Source organism: Mycobacterium sp. 2YAF39, from assembly GCF_052114565.1.
Classification (GTDB): Bacteria; Actinomycetota; Actinomycetes; order Mycobacteriales; family Mycobacteriaceae; genus Mycobacterium.
The window spans coordinates 82,707-99,617 of sequence record NZ_JBFREZ010000009.1; the positions used below are offsets into that span (position 1 = coordinate 82,707).

Consider the following 16,911-nt stretch of genomic DNA (forward strand, 5'->3'; position numbering starts at 1 on the left):
GCACACTCAGATCGTGACCGATTTAAAGATGTCTGAGTCGATACACGTGTCGGTGAGTCCGGACGAGCTGTATGCGCTGGTGTCCGACGTGACCAGGACGGGGGAGTGGAGTCCCGTCTGCAAAGCGTGCTGGTGGGATGACGGAGCGGGGCCGCAGGTCGGCGCCTGGTTCACCGGCCGCAACGAGGTCCCCGAGCGCACGTGGGAGACCCGCAGCCAGGTCGTCGCCGCCGATCCCGGCAGGGAGTTCGCGTGGGAGGTCAACGAGGGCTGGGTGCACTGGGGCTACACCCTCGAGCCTGAGGGCGACGGAACCCGACTGACCGAGCATTGGGAATTCCTTCCCAAAGGCATCGCCGGCTTTCACGAGCGGTGGGGCGAGAACGCAGAGGCCCACATCGAGCACCGTCGGGTGATGGCGCAGAGCGGCATACCCGCCACGCTCGCCGCGATCAAGAAGGCCGCCGAAAGCGGCTGAGAGGTCGGTGCTCAGCGCTTGACGCAGCGGAAGCCGACGTGGCTCATGCCGGTGTCGACCGGTTGCGGCCGCCGGGCGGCGGGTCGATACCGCAGGCAGTAGACGTCGGCGCACAAAAACGATCCGCCCTTGACGACCTTGCGAGGCACCTGGAACTGGGGCTGCCGCGGGTCGTAACTGTCCGAGGCGCAACAGGGTTGATCGTCGCGAGTCTCGCCGTACCAGTCGGTGGTCCACTCCCACACGTTGCCGGCCATATCGAACAGTCCGTAGCCGTTGGCCGGGTAGCTGCCGACAGGGGCGGTGCGCCCGTAACCCTTGTCCGGCCGCCACGGGAAGTCGCCGTGCCAGTAGTTGGCCATCCGCTCACCAGGTTGTTCCGGTTCATTGCCCCAGGTGTATTCCGCTTGGTCCAAACCGCCGCGGGCGGCGGTCTCCCATTCGGCCTCGGTCGGCAGGGACATACCGGCCCACGCCGCATAGGCTTCGGCGTCCTCGTACGCAACGTGCACGACGGGGTGATCGGCGCGCTTCTCGATCGACGACAGCGGACCGACGGGATGGCGCCACGACGCTCCCGGGGTCCATGTCCACCACTGATTGAGATGCCGAAGGTCCACCGGCCCGGGCGTGCGGGTGAACACCATCGACCCCGGCTGCAGATTCTCCGCCGGCGCATCCGGGTAGTCGGCGGCGTTCACGGGTCGCTCGGCGACGGTGAGATAGCCAGTGGCGTCGACGAATTCGGCGAACTGCGTGTTGGTGACCGCCCTGGCCATCATCGAGAACCCGTCGACATCGACGGGGCGGGCAGGCCCCTCCTCCGGATAGTGGCGATCGGATCCCAGTAGCGCGGTCTGCGGCGGGATCGCGACGAGGTCGTCAATCACCGAAGACTGTCGTCCAGTCGTTCTTGATACTCACCACGGTCCAGCCATATGTCGCGGCATGCTCAAGCGCCCGTTCGGCTCCTGCGGTGTAGTCGAATTCGCGTTCGGCGTCGTCGTGCAACACCAGCAGTCGCAGGGCCGCCGCCCCTGGCCTCCCGGAGTACTGCAACATCTCGTCGTCCCCGTTGGAGTTGCCCGCCGACAGAATCGGGCGCCTGCCGATGCGGCTCCAAACCCGTACCGGCTTCTCCGGGCCATCGTCGAAAATATCGAGCGCCGGCTGGATCAGCAGATCGCCGTGCCCCTCGGCCCCTTCGAACTTCAGGCCCTGCGCGCTGCCGACGACGCGCTCCGGCGGAATACCGTAGATCGCCCCGGTGATCGGCCGCATGAAATCGCGGCCACCGCCGGAGACGATGTAGCAGGTGAAGCCGTTGTCCTCGAGGTACCGCAACAACTCCACCATCGGCGTGTAGATGCACTCCTGGTAGGGCCGGTTCAGCGTCGGGTGCTTCGCATCGGCGAAGAAGGCGGCGACCCGCGCGGCATGGTCCTCGACGTTCATGGTCTCGTGCAGGGACATAACCGCCCCCGCAAGCACTTTCAGGTCAGTGTGATCGCCCTGGTAGTGCTTGGTGATCGCACCACCGAACCACTGCAGGTCACCCGTGGTGGCCGCCTTGTACGGCTGCTGGGCGGCCAGCGACCTCTCGGATTCCGCTCTCTCGGCGAGCCTGCGAATGATGAAGTCGAGCTGGATGTACATCGGCTTCTCGCACCACAGGGTGCCGTCGTTGTCGAAAACGGCGACGCGTTCTTCGGGCGCAACGAAGTCCGGGCCGTCGGAGGTGACCCGCCCCACGAAGTCGACGATCGCTGATTTCGTGGGTCCGTCAGTCCAGGAGTTGAGCTCTGCCAAGTTCAGCCGCCCCGCGTGGATAGGAATTTATTGAGTTCGTCGACAGCGTGGTTGATCGTGAACGTTGCCGGTTCCTGGCGCGGCGGGAATTCCTTGAACGTCTCAAGGAACTGCGTCGCGATCGCCGAGCCGTACAGCACGAGGTAAATGCGGTCGATCACCCAGTCCCAATACGTGTTCGAGGTGATGTCGGCGCGCTCGAACGGATCGGTGCGCAGATTGAACAGCTTCGGCGCGCGCAGCGGGGTGAACGGTTCGAACCAGATCTGAAGCGTGCCTTGGCAGCGCTGCTCCTGGAACACGACCTTCCAGTTCTCGGCGCGGATGCCCAGCACGTCGCAGTCATCGGAGAAGTAGATCATTCCTCGGCGAGGACTCTTCTCTACCTCACCTGTCAGGTATGGCAGCAGGTTGTAGCCATCGATGTGGACCTTGTACGTCATATCCCCGGCGGTGTGCCCAGCCTTGAGCTTGTCGACGATATCCGGTTCCCCGGCTGCGGCCAGGAAAGTTGGCAGCCAATCATGGTGCTGGACAATCTCATTGGAGACACTGCGCGGCTTGATTTTGCCGGTCCAGCGGATCATCTCCGGGATCCGGAACGCACCTTCCCAGTTGGTGGCCTTCTCGCTGCGGAACGGCGTGGTAGCTCCGTCAGGCCAGCTGTTGGCGTGCGGGCCGTTGTCGGTCGAGTAGATGACGATCGTGTCCTCGGCGATCCCCAATTCGTCGACCAGGTCGAGCAGTGTGCCGACATTACGGTCGTGGTCGATCATCGTGTCGTGGTATGGCGACTGCCAGCGTCCGGACTGGCCCAGGCTCTCCGGCTTGGTGTGAGTACGGAAATGCATATGGGTCATGTTCATCCACACAAAGAACGGCGTGTCCGCCTCGTGCTGGCGTTTGATGAAATCGACGCATGCGCCGGTTGTCTCGTCGTCGATGGTCTCCATCCGCTTCTTGGTCAGCGGTCCGGTGTCCTCGATGCGCTGCTTGCCCACGGGACCGTACCGATCGTCGACCTCGCCGCTGTCCTCGTCGGTGGCCCAGGAGTGAATGACACCGCGCGGCAGCAGTTGGGCGCGCAGTATCGGCGCCTCCTCGGCGGTGGGGTAGTCCGGATTCTCGGGTTCTTCCTCTGCGTTGAGGTGGTATAGGTTGCCGAAGAATTCGTCGAAACCGTGCGCCGTGGGCAGGAACTTGTTCAGATCACCCAGGTGGTTCTTGCCGAACTGTCCCGTTGCGTAGCCGAGAGGCTTGAGCAGCTCGGCGATCGTCGGGTCGTCTTTCTGCAATCCGATGTCCATGCCCGGCATACCGACCTTGCTCATGCCGGTGCGGTACACGCTTTGCCCTGTGATGAACGATGATCGTCCGGCGGTACAGCTCTGCTCACCGTAGGAATCGGTGAAAAGCATTCCCTCGTCGGCGATCCGGTCGATGTTGGGAGTGAAGTACCCCATCATTCCCCGGCTGTAGCAGCTCAGGTTCGAGATCCCGATGTCGTCACCCCAGATGACGAGAATGTTCGGTTTTGAATTAGGCATGCGCAATCCCCTTCTTGAATTGTCGTGGCGGTATGTGGCTGTGGCACTTCAGTCGGACGGCAGGAACTCCTCGAGCTTCTCGACGATCTGGTCGACGCTGAAGCTCCCGGCGGGTGCCGTGGCCTTTCAGATACTGCATCAGGTTGAACCCGTCGATATAGACCTTGGATTCGACGTCACCGATCTTGTGAACCTTGTCGGTGAAGCGCATGCCCTCGCCCCAGGTCACCAGGGTGTCCGGTTGCGGATCAGGCATGGGTGCTCCTTCCACCAGGTCGTCGAGACGAACGCTATGCCGTGTCAAGGCAAGTCGTGATGGAAAGCGAAGCTTCTCAGCAGATACTTACGCCTGCGAGAGCTTCGGGCGCCTCGTCCGGTCGATACCGCATGAGCATGTGCGCCGGCGAGCCAGACCACGTCACCGGCGCTCGATGACCGTGCGTGCCGACCGCTGTCATCAAATAATGACGTGCTGGGCGAAGGGGGTCTAACCCTCTAGCGGCGCGGCCGCGACGCTGACGGCCGGACCCTTACCCTCGTCCTTCATCCTGTGGAACAGGTCGACGTAATACGGCAGGCACTCGTCCATCGCCTGCTCGGTGGTGAACAGCGGCTGGTATCCGAGGTCGCGCTTGGCCTTGGCGATGGAGAAGTAGTTGTCGAGATACAGCCGTTCCACCCCGAGGGGTTCGATCATCGGCTTGGGTATCCCGAACTTGAAGTGGAACCACTGCCACACCAGCATCGCGAACAACACCAGCCGTCCGGGCACGCGGATCTTCGGATAGCGCTGACCGCACGCCTCCACCACGGGTCGGGAGAACTCGAACATGTTGATCGGGTCGCCGTCGTTGATGAAGTACGCCTGGCCGGGTGCGCTTCCGCCGGGCACCAGATGCTGGGCGGCGAGGATGAAGCCGTGAATCAGGTTGTGTACGTAAGAGTTGTCGAGCTTGACATTCTTTCCGCCGACCAGCACTTTGACGTGGCCCGCGAGCACGCTCTCGAACACCTTGCGGAACATGGTCTGGTCGCCGCGGCCCCATATGCCGCTTGGCCGGATCGAGCAGGTGAGCAGACCGTCGACGCCGTTCTGCGACAGCACGAACTTCTCCGCGACAACCTTCGTCTCGGTGTAGAGGTCGTTGAATCGCTCGGTGTAGGGCAGAGTTTCGTCGCCGCCGGAGATTTTCTTGCCTCCCATGACGACGCTGTTGGAGGCGGTGTAGACGAATCGCTTGACCCCGGCCGCCTGCGCGGCACGCACGAGATTCTCGGTGCCGGTGACGTTCACCGAGAAGCTGCGCCGCCGGTATTCCTCGGTGACCGATGCGCCGCCCATCAAATCGATGATCGCGGCGGTGTGGAACACGGTGTCGACGCCGGCCACGGCCGCAGCCACGGTCTCGAGATCGCAGATGTCGCCCTCGAGCACCTCGAGCCGCGGATGTGCGGGCAGCGGCGACGGGGCACGGTCGAATGAGCGGACCTCGTGTCCGCGGTCGAGCAGTTCAGTCACCAGGTTGGCGCCGACGAATCCGGAACCACCAGTGACGAGTACGCGGCCGATGTCGGTGGTCAACGTTGAATCACCCATGCCCGGAAGCGTAACTGAAACGTGTTACAGTTTCGACCCCCAAAGTGGGTAGTCGTTCCGGTTTCAACTTTCTTCCGGCTCTTTGGCGGCCAATGCGTCCTCCACTCGCTTGCGGGCCCCGGCCAAGTGCTCCTCGCAGCGTTTGGCCAGCTCCTCGCCCCTTTCCCAGAGCTTCAGGGACGCATCCAGATCCAGCCCGCCCTGCTCCAGCTGCTGCACGACAGCGGTGAGCTCGTCGCGGGCTTCTTCGTATCCCAGCTCACTAATGGGCTTCATTTAGCTGTCCCTTCTGGACCGTCGCTGGCCGCCGTGACCGCGCCGTCGGCCACCCGGACTCGCAACCGGGTGCCCTTGGGGGCGTCGGCGGTGGTGCGCAGTACCGCAGCGTCGGGCAGGGTCTGCACGACCGCATAGCCGCGGGCCAGCGTGGCCGCCGGTCCAAGTGTGGCCAGGCGGGCCGACAGATGCCCGATCCGGTCGGCTTCGGCGGACACCAAGCGGGTGATGTCGCGTCGGGCCGCGGTCCGGGCACGGTGCACTTCGTCGGAGCGAGCGGTGAGTGCGGCCAGCGGCGCGGCGAGCACCGGCCGATTGCGCAGCTGGTCCAGGTGATGCTGTTCGCGGTGCACCCAGTTGCGGAGTGCGCGGCCTGCGCGCCGGCACAGATCCTGGACGAGTGCCTGCTCGGCGGCGGCATCGGGGACGATGCGTTTGGCGGCGTCGGTGGGTGTGGCCGCGCGCACGTCGGCGACCAGATCGCACATCGGGTTGTCGGGTTCGTGACCGATGGCGCTCACCACCGGTGTTGTGCACCTTACGATCTCCCGGCACAGCGTCTCGTCGTAAAACGGTAGAAGCGCGTCGATGTCACCGCCACCGCGGGCGATCACGATCACGTCCACGTCGGGATCGGCGTCGAGCTCGCGGAGCGCATCGACGACCTGGGCGACGGTGTTGGGCCCCTGTACCGCAGTATTGCGGATCGCGAATCGCACTGCGGGCCAACGGCTCTGCGCCACCGAAACCACATCGCGCTCAGCCGCCGAGGCCCGCCCGGTGATGAGTCCGACGGTGTTCGGCAGGAAAGGCAGTGGCCGTTTGAGGCGCGGATCGAACAGCCCCTCGGCCTCGAGCAGCTTGCGGAGGCGTTCGATGCGCTCCAGCAGCTCGCCGAGGCCGACCGCGCGAATCTCGTTGACCCGCAACGAGACAGTGCCTCGAGCGGTGTGGAACGCCAGCTTGCCCTGCATGATGACCTGTACGCCCTCGGTCAATTTCACCGGTGCGTTCTCGACGAGGTCACGCGGGCAGACCACCGACAACGACATGTCGGCGGCCGGATCGCGAAGCATGATGAACGCGACCGTGGGGCGCAGGTTCAGCTGGGCGATCTGGCCTTCCACCCACACCGTGCCGAGCTTGTCGATGTACTTGGCGACGCGGGTGGAGACGGCGCGCACCGGCCAGGGGTTGTCGGGGGACTTTCCCGGCTCGGCGTCACTCATCGCCGGGGAGGTCACTTCGCGGTCGCGCGGGTGATCCTGTTGGACAGCAGCGTCTGGAAGGGTGCGCGGGACTTGGTGGCGTCCTCGTATGCCAGCAGCATCTCGAGGTCCGCGACCCGCAACGACGTCAGGCGGGCGCGCAGCTGCGCCAGGGTGAGCGACTCGTAGTCGAGCTCCTCGACGATCTCGGGTGCGCTCGCCGACGCCGACCGTGCCGCCGGCGCGGGCTCCGCGGTCCTGTCGCCCTCGGGTTCGCCGCCGGTGAAGAGCGCGAAACGACCCTCGGTCAGGCGCTCGCCGTCCACCGCCGGCGTCGTGGGTGCGTCACCCAGGTCCTCGTCGAAGGTCGCCCACTCGGGCTGCTCGTCTTTCGGCGGGAAGATCGATTCGAGAGCTTCGTCACCCTTGATGACCAGGTCGGCAACATCCTGCTGCATCTTCATCACGAGGTGGGCGATCTGACTCGCCACAGTCATCGGGTACGTGAGGATCGTCTGCGGAAACTTGCGGGTTTCCTCGAGGGCGGTCACAGCCGCGCCTACCAGCAGTCGGACCCCATATGGTGCGGTTGCCATGGCCCCTAGCCTACGGTTGGCCTCTTGAGCCCGCGTGTCAGTACCCTTGGAAGCATGCCGCCGACGATCAACATGGGGATTCCGGGCGCTTCGAGCTCGGTCACCAGTGGTGTCGCGGGCAAGCGGGTGCTGCTGGCCGAGCCGCGCGGATACTGCGCGGGCGTCGACCGCGCCGTGGAGACCGTGGAGCGAGCACTCGAGAAGCACGGCGCACCGGTGTACGTGCGACACGAGATCGTGCACAACGTGCACGTCGTGGAGACGTTGGCCAAGGCGGGCGCGATCTTCGTCGAGGAGACCGACCAGGTGCCGGAGGGCTCCATCGTCGTGTTCTCCGCGCATGGCGTCGCTCCGACCGTGCACGTCGAGGCCGCCCAGCGCAATCTCCGGACCATCGACGCCACGTGCCCGCTGGTCACCAAGGTGCACAACGAGGCCAAGCGCTTCGCGCGTGACGACTACGACATCCTGCTCGTCGGCCATACCGGCCACGAGGAGGTCGTCGGCACCGCCGGCGAGGCGCCCGACCATGTCCAGGTCGTGGACAACCCCGACGCCGTCGACAAGGTCACGGTGCGCGACCCCAACAAGGTCATCTGGTTGTCCCAGACCACGCTCAGCGTCGACGAGACCATGGAGACCGTGCGCCGGCTGCGCGAGAAGTTCCCGACGCTGCAGGATCCGCCGAGCGACGACATCTGCTACGCCACCCAGAACCGTCAGGTCGCGGTCAAGGCCATGGCGCCGGAGTGCGAGCTGGTGATCGTCGTCGGGTCGAAGAACTCATCGAACTCCGTGCGGTTGGTGGAGGTCGCGCTGAACGCGGGCTCCGATGCCGCACATCTGGTCGACTACGCCGAGGACATCGACCCCGCCTGGCTCGCCGGAGTCACAAACGTCGGGGTCACCTCCGGCGCATCAGTGCCCGAACTGCTCGTGCGCGGAGTCCTCGAGCGGCTCGCAGAGTACGGCTACGAGACGGTGCAGCCGGTCACGACGGCCAACGAGACGCTGGTCTTCGCCCTGCCAAGAGAGATCCGGCCGGCCCGCACCTAGCGCGTCAGATGTCGTATTCCCAGCTTTCGATCGCCCGGTCGCGCGGGGTCCGTCGCGGTGCGCGATCGTCGCCCTCTTCGCCATCCCGGTAGCGCACCCGCGAAACCGGGTGGTGTGTGCCATTGCCATTGCTGCCGTGCGACAGCGGCGGCTGGTCGTCGTCGAAGCGGCGCCGACGCTCGGGCCGCTCGTATCCGGCGCGGCGTTCGGGGGGCGGCATCGCCCTGCGCTGGCCCGATCCGGAGCGCGGCTTGCGGCGCGGTTCGTCGGGCGGCTCGGCCTGCCTGCTGGGGCGTGGCCGACGTGGCCGCTCGCGCACGGGTTCGATGAGTTCGGTGTCAGGGGGACGGGCGTGCCGTGACCGCGACGGGGTGGAGCGGCTCCTGGGCTTGCCGCTGCGGCTCGCCGAACGGCTGGGCCGCGCGGCGGCGCTGCGCCGGCGTGGCGGCTCGTCGAGTGCATCGTCTTCGTCGCCCGCACCGCGGCCCGCCAGCAGCGCGGAGACCTTGGACATCAGCCCCGCGGCCAGTCCGCCGCCACTCGGCTCGTCCTTGGCCGTCGCGTCGGGCGTGCCTCGGCGCGACGACATGCCCAGGTACCACCGGGCCATCCCGATGAGCAGCACGATCGCGGAGGTGAAGAACATCAGCGGGAAGCGTTCGATCAGCGGGTAGCCGCAATTGATCAGTGTGTCTTTGAAATTCGTGGCCTGGCTGTCGGTGAACACGAAGTACGCCATCGGAACGGCGCCGAACAGCAGCAGCGGCGGTTGGATGACGGCGGTGAAGACCCCGGCCTGACGGACCGCCAGCACGGCCAGGATGCAGCCGACCACATAGGTGCCGGCAAACACTCCGGTGAGCTCTTTGGCACCGGAACCGGCGTCGTAGGCGAATCCGATCGCCATCAGAGTTGCCGCGATGAGCACAGCGCCCCACCAGGGAACGCCTGGGATATTTGGGAGCGCGGAGCGATGGTCGGCTGTGACCGCCGACCTGGCGCGCTGTGGTGACACACGTAGACCGTACCGGCTATTGCTTAGTGTGGCTGTCAGCTCGCTGCTGGCGTGGCCGCCGAAGTCTCCTAGACTGTCGACCCTGTGAGCCTGAACCTCGGAATCGTCGGACTGCCCAACGTCGGTAAGTCGACGCTCTTCAATGCGTTGACGCGGAACGACGTGCTGGCGGCGAACTACCCGTTCGCGACGATCGAGCCGAACGAGGGGGTCGTCCCCCTGCCCGATCCGCGACTGGTCGAACTCGCGAAGATGTTTGACTCGGAAAAGATCGTCCATGCGCCGGTCACGTTTGTCGACATCGCCGGAATTGTCAAAGGCGCATCCGAGGGCGCGGGTCTTGGAAACAAGTTCCTGGCCAACATCCGCGAGAGCGATGCGATCTGCCAAGTGGTGCGGGTGTTCACCGACGACGACGTGGCACACGTCGACGGCCGCATCGACCCGAAGTCGGATATCGAGGTGATCGAGACGGAGCTGATTCTCGCCGACATGCAGACGCTGGAGCGCGCGGTGCCACGCCTGGAGAAAGAGGCGCGCACTCACAAGGACCGCCGCCCGGCGTACGAGGCGGCGCTCGCGGCGCAGGAGACGCTCGACAGCGGCACGACGTTGTTCGCAGCGGGTGCCGATGTCTCGGCGTTGCGGGAACTGAATCTTCTGACGACCAAACCGTTTCTCTACGTGTTCAACGCCGATGAAGGTGTGCTCACCGACGAGGCTCGGGTCACGGCGTTACGGGACATGGTCGCGCCCGCGGACGCGGTGTTCCTCGACGCCAAGATCGAGGCGGAGCTTCAGGAGCTCGACGACGAGTCGGCGGCCGAACTACTGGAATCGATCGGCCAGACCGAGCGGGGCCTGGATGCGTTGGCACGGGCGGGTTTTCACACGCTGCGCCTGCAGACGTATCTGACGGCGGGGCCGAAAGAATCGCGCGCGTGGACGATTCATCAGGGCGACACCGCGCCGAAAGCTGCAGGGGTCATTCACACCGACTTCGAGAAGGGCTTCATCAAGGCCGAGGTCGTCTCGTACGACGACCTGATCGAGGCCGGCTCCATGGCCGCCGCGAAGGCCGCGGGCAAGGTCCGGATGGAGGGTAAGGACTACGTGATGGCCGACGGCGATGTGGTCGAATTCCGCTTCAACGTCTAGGCACGTCCTGCACACGCTGGCGACGTTTCACGCGACGGAGTTGGCTATCAGCAGATGCGGCGCCTTGACGTCGTCAGTGATCTGACGGTGTTCGACGGTGAGACCGGTGCTGCGTAACACCTCGATCACGTCCGGGACCGGACGGAGGTGAAAGCCGTGTCCCGTGAACGGCAGTTTTGCCATCACATCGGGGTCGGCGAGCCCGATGACGAGTCGGCCCCGGCTGTTTATCACCCTGGCAAGCTCACTGAACGCTCTGTCGAGCTCCGCCACGAAGTAAATGGTGTTGACGGTGATGACGCCGCCCAATTCCCCATCGGCAAAGGGCAGTTCCGTCATGGACGCAGAATGCAACGACAGCCGCCCCGTCGCGATGTCTCGGCGGTATCGCCCCGCGGCCTGACTGAGCATCGTCTCCGACACCTCGACACCGTGAACGCGGCCCGCCGGACCGACGCTGTCAAGCAAGAATTTCAGCCCCACTGCGCCACCGAATCCGACATCGGCCACCGCCGATGCCTCATTGGGTCGCAGCGCCCGCGCGGCGGCGCTCACGAAACGCCGGTTGCCCCGATTGAGCGCCGCACCAACCAGCCGCCCGCGCAGACCATTCGGATGACCGAGCTGCTTGGCAACACCCGCCATGACGGCGTCCCGGACCCCCATTCGGCGACCGTAGAACACGGACACTGATGCGGCACGGAATACGTTGAAGTGACAGGATTCTTCCAGGAATCTTCGCGGGGCGGACTTGTCGGGGTCCGTCGCTAACGTGGAGCGTCAAGTCCATGGTCCGGGCTGTCCGGCGAACACCCTGAGGAGCACGTCCCGATGAAATTCGTCTCAACCCGCATCATCACTGCCGACGTGAAACAGCTCGTCATGTTCTATGAGATGGTCACCGGTGCAACCGCCAACTGGGCTAACGAACTCTTCGCGGAGATTCCGACCGCTGTTGGCACGCTGGCCATCGGCAGCGACAAAACCGTCCCGCTGTTCGGGGATGGATCTGCTGAGCCAGCGGCAAACCGGACTGCGATCATCGAATTCATCGTCGATGATGCGGACGCCGAGTGGGAGCGACTTCGCGAACACGTCTCCGAAGTGGTCACCGAGCCGACAACGATGCCGTGGGGAAACCGCGCATTGTTGTTCCGGGATCCCGATGGGAACCTGGTCAACTTGTTCACTCCCGTCACGGAGGAAGCTCGGGCCAAATTCGGAGTTTGATCGTCGGTACGGGCTGTGCGGTGGCGCGGCCGAGTTTCCTTTCAACGTCTGGCGAGAAGACGCGCTAGTTGATGATTTCGGCGCTGCCATCCCGGAGGCCCGCGGCCAGTCGGTCTCGCCACATCTGGAGAGCTTCGGGTGTCAGTCGCGTCCAGTCGGTTACTTCGCCAACGACTCGGAGTGGTTCCCTGCTGCGATAGGAGCGGGTCGGATTGCCCGGGAACTTTTTGTCGGTCACGTTGGGATCGTTCTCGAACTCCCCGGTCGGTTCGACGACGTACACCCGCGGGACTCCGTCGCCGGCGGCGAGTTCCGCGGCGAGGCCCGCGCCGTCTCGCAACGCGGTGAAGTAGATGTGATTCATCACGATTTCTGCCCGGTAGTTGGAACGGAATCCGGCGGTGAAATGATCTCCAGGCCGCAATTCGGCTTTTGTGCCGTGATAGAAGGGCCCCTCGTCCAACGTCCCGTTCATTGCCAAGAGGTTATCAATCCCGGACTATCGTGACGTTGACCCACTAGCGCGAAGAAGCGATGGAATCGGAAGACCGATGAACGGCGATCTGATCGCGATCTATCGCGACTACTTGGCCTGCTTGAACGACCGACGCTGGAGCGACCTCGGGCGATTCGTGGCCGACGACGTCGTTCACAACGGACGCCGACTGGGTCTTGGCGGCTATCGAGCGATGCTGGAGTCTGACACCCACGCCGCGCCGGACCTCCAGTTCATCCCGGAGATCCTTGTCGCCGACGATCACGTCGTGTCTTGCAGACTGTTCTTTCGATGCTCGCCACTGCACACGTTCCTGGGTTTCGAGCCGCCGCTCGGGCAAGTGTCGTTTCCGGAGCACGTCTTCTACAGGTTCGACGATCGACAGATCGTCGAAGTCTGGTCGGTGATCGACAGGGAAACCATTCGCGAGCAGATATCCAAGACTCAGTAGCGCGGTGAAGCTGCCGGTGCCACTGTAACTTTGGCACTGAGGAGGGCGGTATGCGTGTCACGCGAATAACGGCGAACCTTCCCGTCGCAGACATTGAGGCGGCCAAGGATTTCTATGCCGGCTATCTGGGCCTGACCGACGAAGAGTTCAACTTGGGATGGGTGGCGCGTTTCACCTCACCCAGCACCGGCGCGAATGTGCAACTGGTGACCGGCGACGCAACCGCGGCCGAGGACTCGGTGATCTCCGTGCACGCCGACGACGTCGACGCCGCGTACGAGGAGGCGCGTACGCGGGGGTATGAGATCGTGCACCCGCTCACCGACGAGCCGTGGGGCGTACGCCGCTTCTTCGTCAGGGCACCCGACGGCAGCGTCGTCAACGTGGTGCAGCACCGTCACTGATTCACCCGAGGCGCGTGTGGTGACCGAGTTGACATTGCCACCCTTGCGCGGTTGTGACACCTTCGATAGCAGAGCCTCCAAGAAGGCTTCCGGACGATGGGTGCTGTACCCGGTGCGCGACAAGACGGCCCAGGAGAAACGTCATGTCGTGGGTAAGTCTCGTCGTATCCGGTGTCCTGGAGGCGGTCTGGGCAACAGCGCTCGGCAAGTCCGAAGGATTCAGCAAGCTGGCGCCGAGCGTGGTGTTCCTGGTCGCAATCGTCGCCAGCATGGCGGGCCTGGCCTATGCGATGCGGGACCTGCCGATCGGAACCGCATACGCAGTATGGGTGGGAATCGGTGCAGTTCTCACTGTGGGCTACGCGATGGCCGCCGGGCAGGAGCCGGCGTCATTGCTCAAGGCCGTGTTCCTGGTGATGATCATCGGTGGCGTTGTCGGGCTCAAGCTCGCCCACTGAGAACTGTTCGACCGGTCGTGCGCGCGGCCGATCTCTAGCCCTGCTCGATGAAGGAAATCACGAAGATCATGGCGAGCAGTCCGAAAATGGCGAGCGCGGACAGAAGGTCGCCCCATTGGAACGGGTAGAGCTCACCGTCGATCGACAGCACCAGCACCGTCTCGATCACGCCGAACAATATGAAGAACCCGCCGAAGACGGTACGGGACACCTTGCGATGCAACGCCGTACGTCGCATCTCGATCAAAACGGTCAACAGCAGCAATGGCAGGATCTGCGCCAACGCCGAAGCCGTCGGGCCGTCCATCACCACGATCGTCACGTGTCTGCTCCGCTCATCGCATCGGGACGCTATCAGGCGTCGGTGCCGTCAGCGGGGACCTCGACGGCGCCGTCATCCGATGCAGCAGCCATGCCGGCGGCACCGTCATCACCAGCGTGACCACGAACACTATTGACCACGAACCTGTGAAAACCGGCCACCGCAACACCGACGTCATCACGATCTCCATTGCGATCACGTGAAGCAGGAAGATCTCGTAGGAAATCTCTCCGAGCCAGACGACGGGAGCCGAGCTCAGCAATCGTTCGAATCCGTTCGGTCCGCTCAGCACCAACGGGGCGACGACCGCGCAGGCGATGGTGGCGTAGAGCGCGACCTTGACGAGGATCTGCCACAGCGCCACATCACCGTAAGGAACGTCCCCGGCGATCGACGTGGACACGATCAGATAACTGACCACCGTGAGCGGCCCTGCGATCAGCAGCGTCACGCGCGCTCCGACGGCCTGCAACACCGCCAGGACCATTCCGCCGACGAAGTAGAGCAGGTGGGCGGGCAGCCACATGCCGGCCGAGCTCGGTAACCAATCGGTGGCGGATTGCAGCCACAACCACAGGGGAGTGATCGCGGCAAGGCAGCACAGCCCCACCAGCAGCAGCCTCGGCCTCCAAATACCCTTGCAGAGCCCCGTCAACAGAAGAACGGCCATCAACGGCAATGCCATGTAGAAGGCGAATTCGACTGCCAGGCTCCAGGTTTGGGTCAGGCCCTGGTGCATCACGAAGAAATAAACCGGCTCGTAGATCTGCGTAAGGGTGAGGTGGTGCAGCAGACCTGTCCAGGTGTGCCCTGGATTGGGTCCGGCGTCACGGAACTGGTACAACGCGTATGCGATCAGGACGACGACGAGGTAGGCAGGCGCAATACGCCGTATGCGACGAATTGCATAGCGGCTCAACGACGGTAGCGATGTTCCGGACGCTGCTGCCCGTAACCATGGCCGAAACAGCAGGAATCCCGACAGGACGAAGAAGATCGGAACGCCGATCTCCAAGCGGGCGAAGAGCGCCCCGCTGTATCCATTCGTGAGCTGCCCGGTGCCATACGCCGCGTGAGTCCCGATGATCAGCAGCGCCGCCATCGCCCGCAGACCGGTGAGCGAAGCGGCTCGATCCGCGGGTATGAAAAGTCGCTGACTCTCCATAGGTTTCTCTCAGTTCACTCTCAGATGGTCAAGGCAAGCTGGGCTAATCATTTGTGAAATTTGAAGATTCAGGAGCGAACAAGACGTCATGACCAACACCGCCCCGCGTGCCCCGCGGCATCCTCACCGTCCGCCCTTCGCGGATCACGTTACGGGACAAGCACACCCGACTGACGTCAGCCCAATGTATCGCTCACCCTACGACTGGCGCTACCGGGGACCAGCGGTTGTGGCACCACCCTATGGCCCGTATCACACTGCGCATGAGGAAGTTACGGGCCCGATCCCGGTGCAGAAGCCGAAGCGGTCGCGTAACCGAATCGTGATGATCGGCGGAGCCCTCGCCGTCGCCGTGGTGAGCGGAGGGGTCGGAGCGGCCGCGGTCGCGACGCAATCGGACCCTGCGCCCGTCGCGCAGACCGCCGTCGCCAACGTGCCATCTGCCAGGCCCGCGGCGAATGTGCCCGCCGGGTCGGTGGAAGAAGTTGCCGCCAAGGTGATGCCCAGTGTGGTCAAGCTTCAGATCGACATGGGCAATCAGAGTGGGGAGGGTTCGGGCATCGTCCTCACCTCGGACGGCCTGATCCTGACCAACAATCACGTCGTCGCCGAGGCCGCCGGCCAACCGGGCCGTGGGAGCCGCGACGTTCGAGCCACCGTGTCCTTCTCCGACGGACAGACCGTTCCGTTCGAAGTCGTCGGAACCGATCCGACGGGCGATATCGCTGTCGTTCGCGCCCAAGGTGTTTCGGGCCTGACGCCGATCGCCATCGGATCGTCGGCCGACGTGAAGGTGGGCCAGGACGTCGTCGCCATCGGCTCACCGCTGGGCCTTCAGGGAACCGTGACAACGGGAATCGTCAGCGCACTGGACCGTCCCGTGTCCGCAGGAGATGGTTCCGGCGACGCGACATCGGTGATCGACGCCATCCAAACCGACGCGGCGATCAACCCGGGCAACTCCGGCGGCGCCCTGGTGAACATGAACGGGGAGCTGATTGGCGTGAACTCCGCGATCGCGACCCTCGGTGGCGGCCAAGAGGGTTCCGGGCCGCCGAACGGCTCGATCGGTCTCGGCTTTGCGATCCCGTCTGATCAGGCCAAGCGCATCGCCGACGAGTTGATATCGAACGGCACAGCCACCCACGGCTCGCTGGGGGTGCAACTGAGCAACGACCCCACCGCCGGTGGCGCGACGATCGCCAAGGTGGCTCAGGGAGGCCCAGCCGCCGCGGCCGGGCTACCCAGCGGCGCGGTGGTGACCAAGGTCGACGACCGTGTGATCGACGGCCCGGAGGCGCTGGTCGCGGCGGTCCGTTCGAAGGCGCCCGGTGACACCGTGACGCTCACCTACGTCGACGGGTCCGGCGCGGCTGAGACCACCCAGGTCACCCTCGGAGAGGCCTAGCCTTCATCGGGAGATGGCGCGGGTGCCGAAAATGCCTACTCCCCGCCAGGTTTGGTCGTGCTATCGCGGCGCCGCGGGTCTTCACGCACAGCCGGTCATACTTGGCGGGAACGCTGCCGCGTCGTTGACCGACTATGACTCCGGGTAGTCGTGTTCGGCGACCGCGATGGACGCGAAATATGCCACGGCGAGCGCCATGGCGGTGCCGAGTAACCAGTGCGATGGACGCTTGATGAA

At 64.5% G+C, this 16,911-nt stretch carries 21 protein-coding genes and 1 riboswitch; of the genes, 8 read left to right on the plus strand and 13 right to left on the minus strand.

Features of this window, described 5'->3' with window-relative positions; genetic code table 11:
• The first annotated feature begins 28 nt into the window (after positions 1 to 28).
• The gene (locus tag AB4Z42_RS23385; protein ID WP_442011713.1) at positions 29 to 478 is read left to right on the plus strand and encodes an SRPBCC family protein; all 450 of its coding nucleotides are present in this window, start codon (positions 29 to 31) and stop codon (positions 476 to 478) included.
• A gap of 11 nt (positions 479 to 489) precedes the next feature.
• On the opposite strand, the gene AB4Z42_RS23390 is transcribed toward AB4Z42_RS23385, so the two are convergent.
• From AB4Z42_RS23390 to AB4Z42_RS23425, 8 genes are all read right to left on the minus strand, one after another.
• Positions 490 to 1,368 (minus strand): formylglycine-generating enzyme family protein, encoded by an 879-nt coding sequence (locus AB4Z42_RS23390; RefSeq protein WP_442011617.1) that lies wholly within the window; start codon positions 1,366 to 1,368, stop codon positions 490 to 492.
• Positions 1,361 to 2,287 carry an HAD family hydrolase gene (locus tag AB4Z42_RS23395; protein WP_442011618.1) on the minus strand — a complete coding sequence of 309 codons (927 nt, stop codon included), beginning with the start codon at positions 2,285 to 2,287 and terminating at the stop codon, positions 1,361 to 1,363. Before AB4Z42_RS23395 ends, AB4Z42_RS23390 begins: the two co-directional genes overlap by 8 nt.
• A 2-nt stretch (positions 2,288 to 2,289) precedes the next feature.
• Positions 2,290 to 3,834: an arylsulfatase gene (locus AB4Z42_RS23400; RefSeq protein ID WP_442011619.1), complete on the minus strand. Its 1,545-nt coding sequence runs from the start codon at positions 3,832 to 3,834 to the stop codon at positions 2,290 to 2,292.
• On the minus strand, positions 3,827 to 4,090 hold the full coding sequence (locus AB4Z42_RS23405) for a hypothetical protein (protein ID WP_442011620.1): 264 nt from the start codon (positions 4,088 to 4,090) through the stop codon (positions 3,827 to 3,829). The genes AB4Z42_RS23400 and AB4Z42_RS23405 overlap by 8 nt, the downstream gene beginning before the upstream one ends.
• A 231-nt stretch (positions 4,091 to 4,321) precedes the next feature.
• Positions 4,322 to 5,431, minus strand: a complete 1,110-nt coding sequence (locus AB4Z42_RS23410) for a 3-beta-hydroxysteroid dehydrogenase (protein ID WP_442011621.1) — start codon at positions 5,429 to 5,431, stop codon at positions 4,322 to 4,324.
• A gap of 63 nt (positions 5,432 to 5,494) precedes the next feature.
• Entirely contained in the window at positions 5,495 to 5,707 is a 213-nt protein-coding gene (locus AB4Z42_RS23415) for an exodeoxyribonuclease VII small subunit (RefSeq protein WP_442011622.1), read from the minus strand.
• Positions 5,704 to 6,951, minus strand: a complete 1,248-nt coding sequence (gene xseA, locus AB4Z42_RS23420; protein ID WP_442011623.1) for an exodeoxyribonuclease VII large subunit — start codon at positions 6,949 to 6,951, stop codon at positions 5,704 to 5,706. The genes AB4Z42_RS23415 and xseA overlap by 4 nt, the downstream gene beginning before the upstream one ends.
• Positions 6,948 to 7,511: a lipid droplet-associated protein gene (locus tag AB4Z42_RS23425; protein WP_442011624.1), complete on the minus strand. Its 564-nt coding sequence runs from the start codon at positions 7,509 to 7,511 to the stop codon at positions 6,948 to 6,950. The genes xseA and AB4Z42_RS23425 overlap by 4 nt, the downstream gene beginning before the upstream one ends.
• Before the next feature lie 54 nt (positions 7,512 to 7,565).
• Between AB4Z42_RS23425 and AB4Z42_RS23430 the strand changes: the two genes are divergently transcribed.
• Positions 7,566 to 8,567, plus strand: a complete 1,002-nt coding sequence (locus AB4Z42_RS23430) for a 4-hydroxy-3-methylbut-2-enyl diphosphate reductase (protein ID WP_442011625.1) — start codon at positions 7,566 to 7,568, stop codon at positions 8,565 to 8,567.
• Between the two features lie 4 nt (positions 8,568 to 8,571).
• On the opposite strand, the gene AB4Z42_RS23435 is transcribed toward AB4Z42_RS23430, so the two are convergent.
• On the minus strand, positions 8,572 to 9,582 hold the full coding sequence (locus AB4Z42_RS23435) for a DUF6542 domain-containing protein (RefSeq protein ID WP_442011626.1): 1,011 nt from the start codon (positions 9,580 to 9,582) through the stop codon (positions 8,572 to 8,574).
• Positions 9,583 to 9,666: 84 nt separating this feature from the next.
• Between AB4Z42_RS23435 and ychF the strand changes: the two genes are divergently transcribed.
• Entirely contained in the window at positions 9,667 to 10,740 is a 1,074-nt protein-coding gene (ychF, locus tag AB4Z42_RS23440; protein ID WP_442011627.1) for a redox-regulated ATPase YchF, read from the plus strand.
• Between the two features lie 27 nt (positions 10,741 to 10,767).
• On the opposite strand, the gene AB4Z42_RS23445 is transcribed toward ychF, so the two are convergent.
• Complete coding sequence (locus AB4Z42_RS23445; RefSeq protein WP_442011628.1) at positions 10,768 to 11,430, minus strand: class I SAM-dependent methyltransferase; 663 nt, start codon at positions 11,428 to 11,430, stop codon at positions 10,768 to 10,770.
• A gap of 141 nt (positions 11,431 to 11,571) precedes the next feature.
• Here AB4Z42_RS23445 and AB4Z42_RS23450 point away from each other — a divergent pair, with 141 nt between their 5' ends.
• A complete protein-coding gene (locus AB4Z42_RS23450) occupies positions 11,572 to 11,970 on the plus strand; it encodes a VOC family protein (protein WP_442011629.1) in 399 nt (132 codons plus the stop codon).
• A 64-nt stretch (positions 11,971 to 12,034) separates the two neighbouring features.
• Here the strand turns inward: AB4Z42_RS23450 and arr are convergent, their stop codons facing one another.
• Positions 12,035 to 12,445 carry an NAD(+)--rifampin ADP-ribosyltransferase gene (gene arr, locus AB4Z42_RS23455; protein ID WP_442011630.1) on the minus strand — a complete coding sequence of 137 codons (411 nt, stop codon included), beginning with the start codon at positions 12,443 to 12,445 and terminating at the stop codon, positions 12,035 to 12,037.
• 76 nt (positions 12,446 to 12,521) lie between these two features.
• Between arr and AB4Z42_RS23460 the strand changes: the two genes are divergently transcribed.
• From AB4Z42_RS23460 to AB4Z42_RS23470, 3 genes are all read left to right on the plus strand, one after another.
• Complete coding sequence (locus AB4Z42_RS23460; RefSeq protein ID WP_442011631.1) at positions 12,522 to 12,917, plus strand: ester cyclase; 396 nt, start codon at positions 12,522 to 12,524, stop codon at positions 12,915 to 12,917.
• Positions 12,918 to 12,967: 50 nt separating this feature from the next.
• Positions 12,968 to 13,321 carry a VOC family protein gene (locus tag AB4Z42_RS23465; protein ID WP_442011632.1) on the plus strand — a complete coding sequence of 118 codons (354 nt, stop codon included), beginning with the start codon at positions 12,968 to 12,970 and terminating at the stop codon, positions 13,319 to 13,321.
• Positions 13,322 to 13,389: 68 nt separating this feature from the next.
• A riboswitch (guanidine-III (ykkC-III) riboswitch) is annotated at positions 13,390 to 13,455 on the plus strand.
• A 9-nt stretch (positions 13,456 to 13,464) separates the two neighbouring features.
• Positions 13,465 to 13,779 (plus strand): DMT family transporter, encoded by a 315-nt coding sequence (locus AB4Z42_RS23470; RefSeq protein ID WP_442011633.1) that lies wholly within the window; start codon positions 13,465 to 13,467, stop codon positions 13,777 to 13,779.
• Between the two features lie 34 nt (positions 13,780 to 13,813).
• On the opposite strand, the gene AB4Z42_RS23475 is transcribed toward AB4Z42_RS23470, so the two are convergent.
• Positions 13,814 to 14,101 (minus strand): hypothetical protein, encoded by a 288-nt coding sequence (locus AB4Z42_RS23475; RefSeq protein WP_442011634.1) that lies wholly within the window; start codon positions 14,099 to 14,101, stop codon positions 13,814 to 13,816.
• Positions 14,102 to 14,114: 13 nt separating this feature from the next.
• Entirely contained in the window at positions 14,115 to 15,266 is a 1,152-nt protein-coding gene (locus tag AB4Z42_RS23480; RefSeq protein WP_442011635.1) for an acyltransferase family protein, read from the minus strand.
• Positions 15,267 to 15,354: 88 nt separating this feature from the next.
• Between AB4Z42_RS23480 and AB4Z42_RS23485 the strand changes: the two genes are divergently transcribed.
• Positions 15,355 to 16,674: a S1C family serine protease gene (locus AB4Z42_RS23485; protein WP_442011636.1), complete on the plus strand. Its 1,320-nt coding sequence runs from the start codon at positions 15,355 to 15,357 to the stop codon at positions 16,672 to 16,674.
• The last annotated feature ends 237 nt before the right edge of the window (positions 16,675 to 16,911 follow it).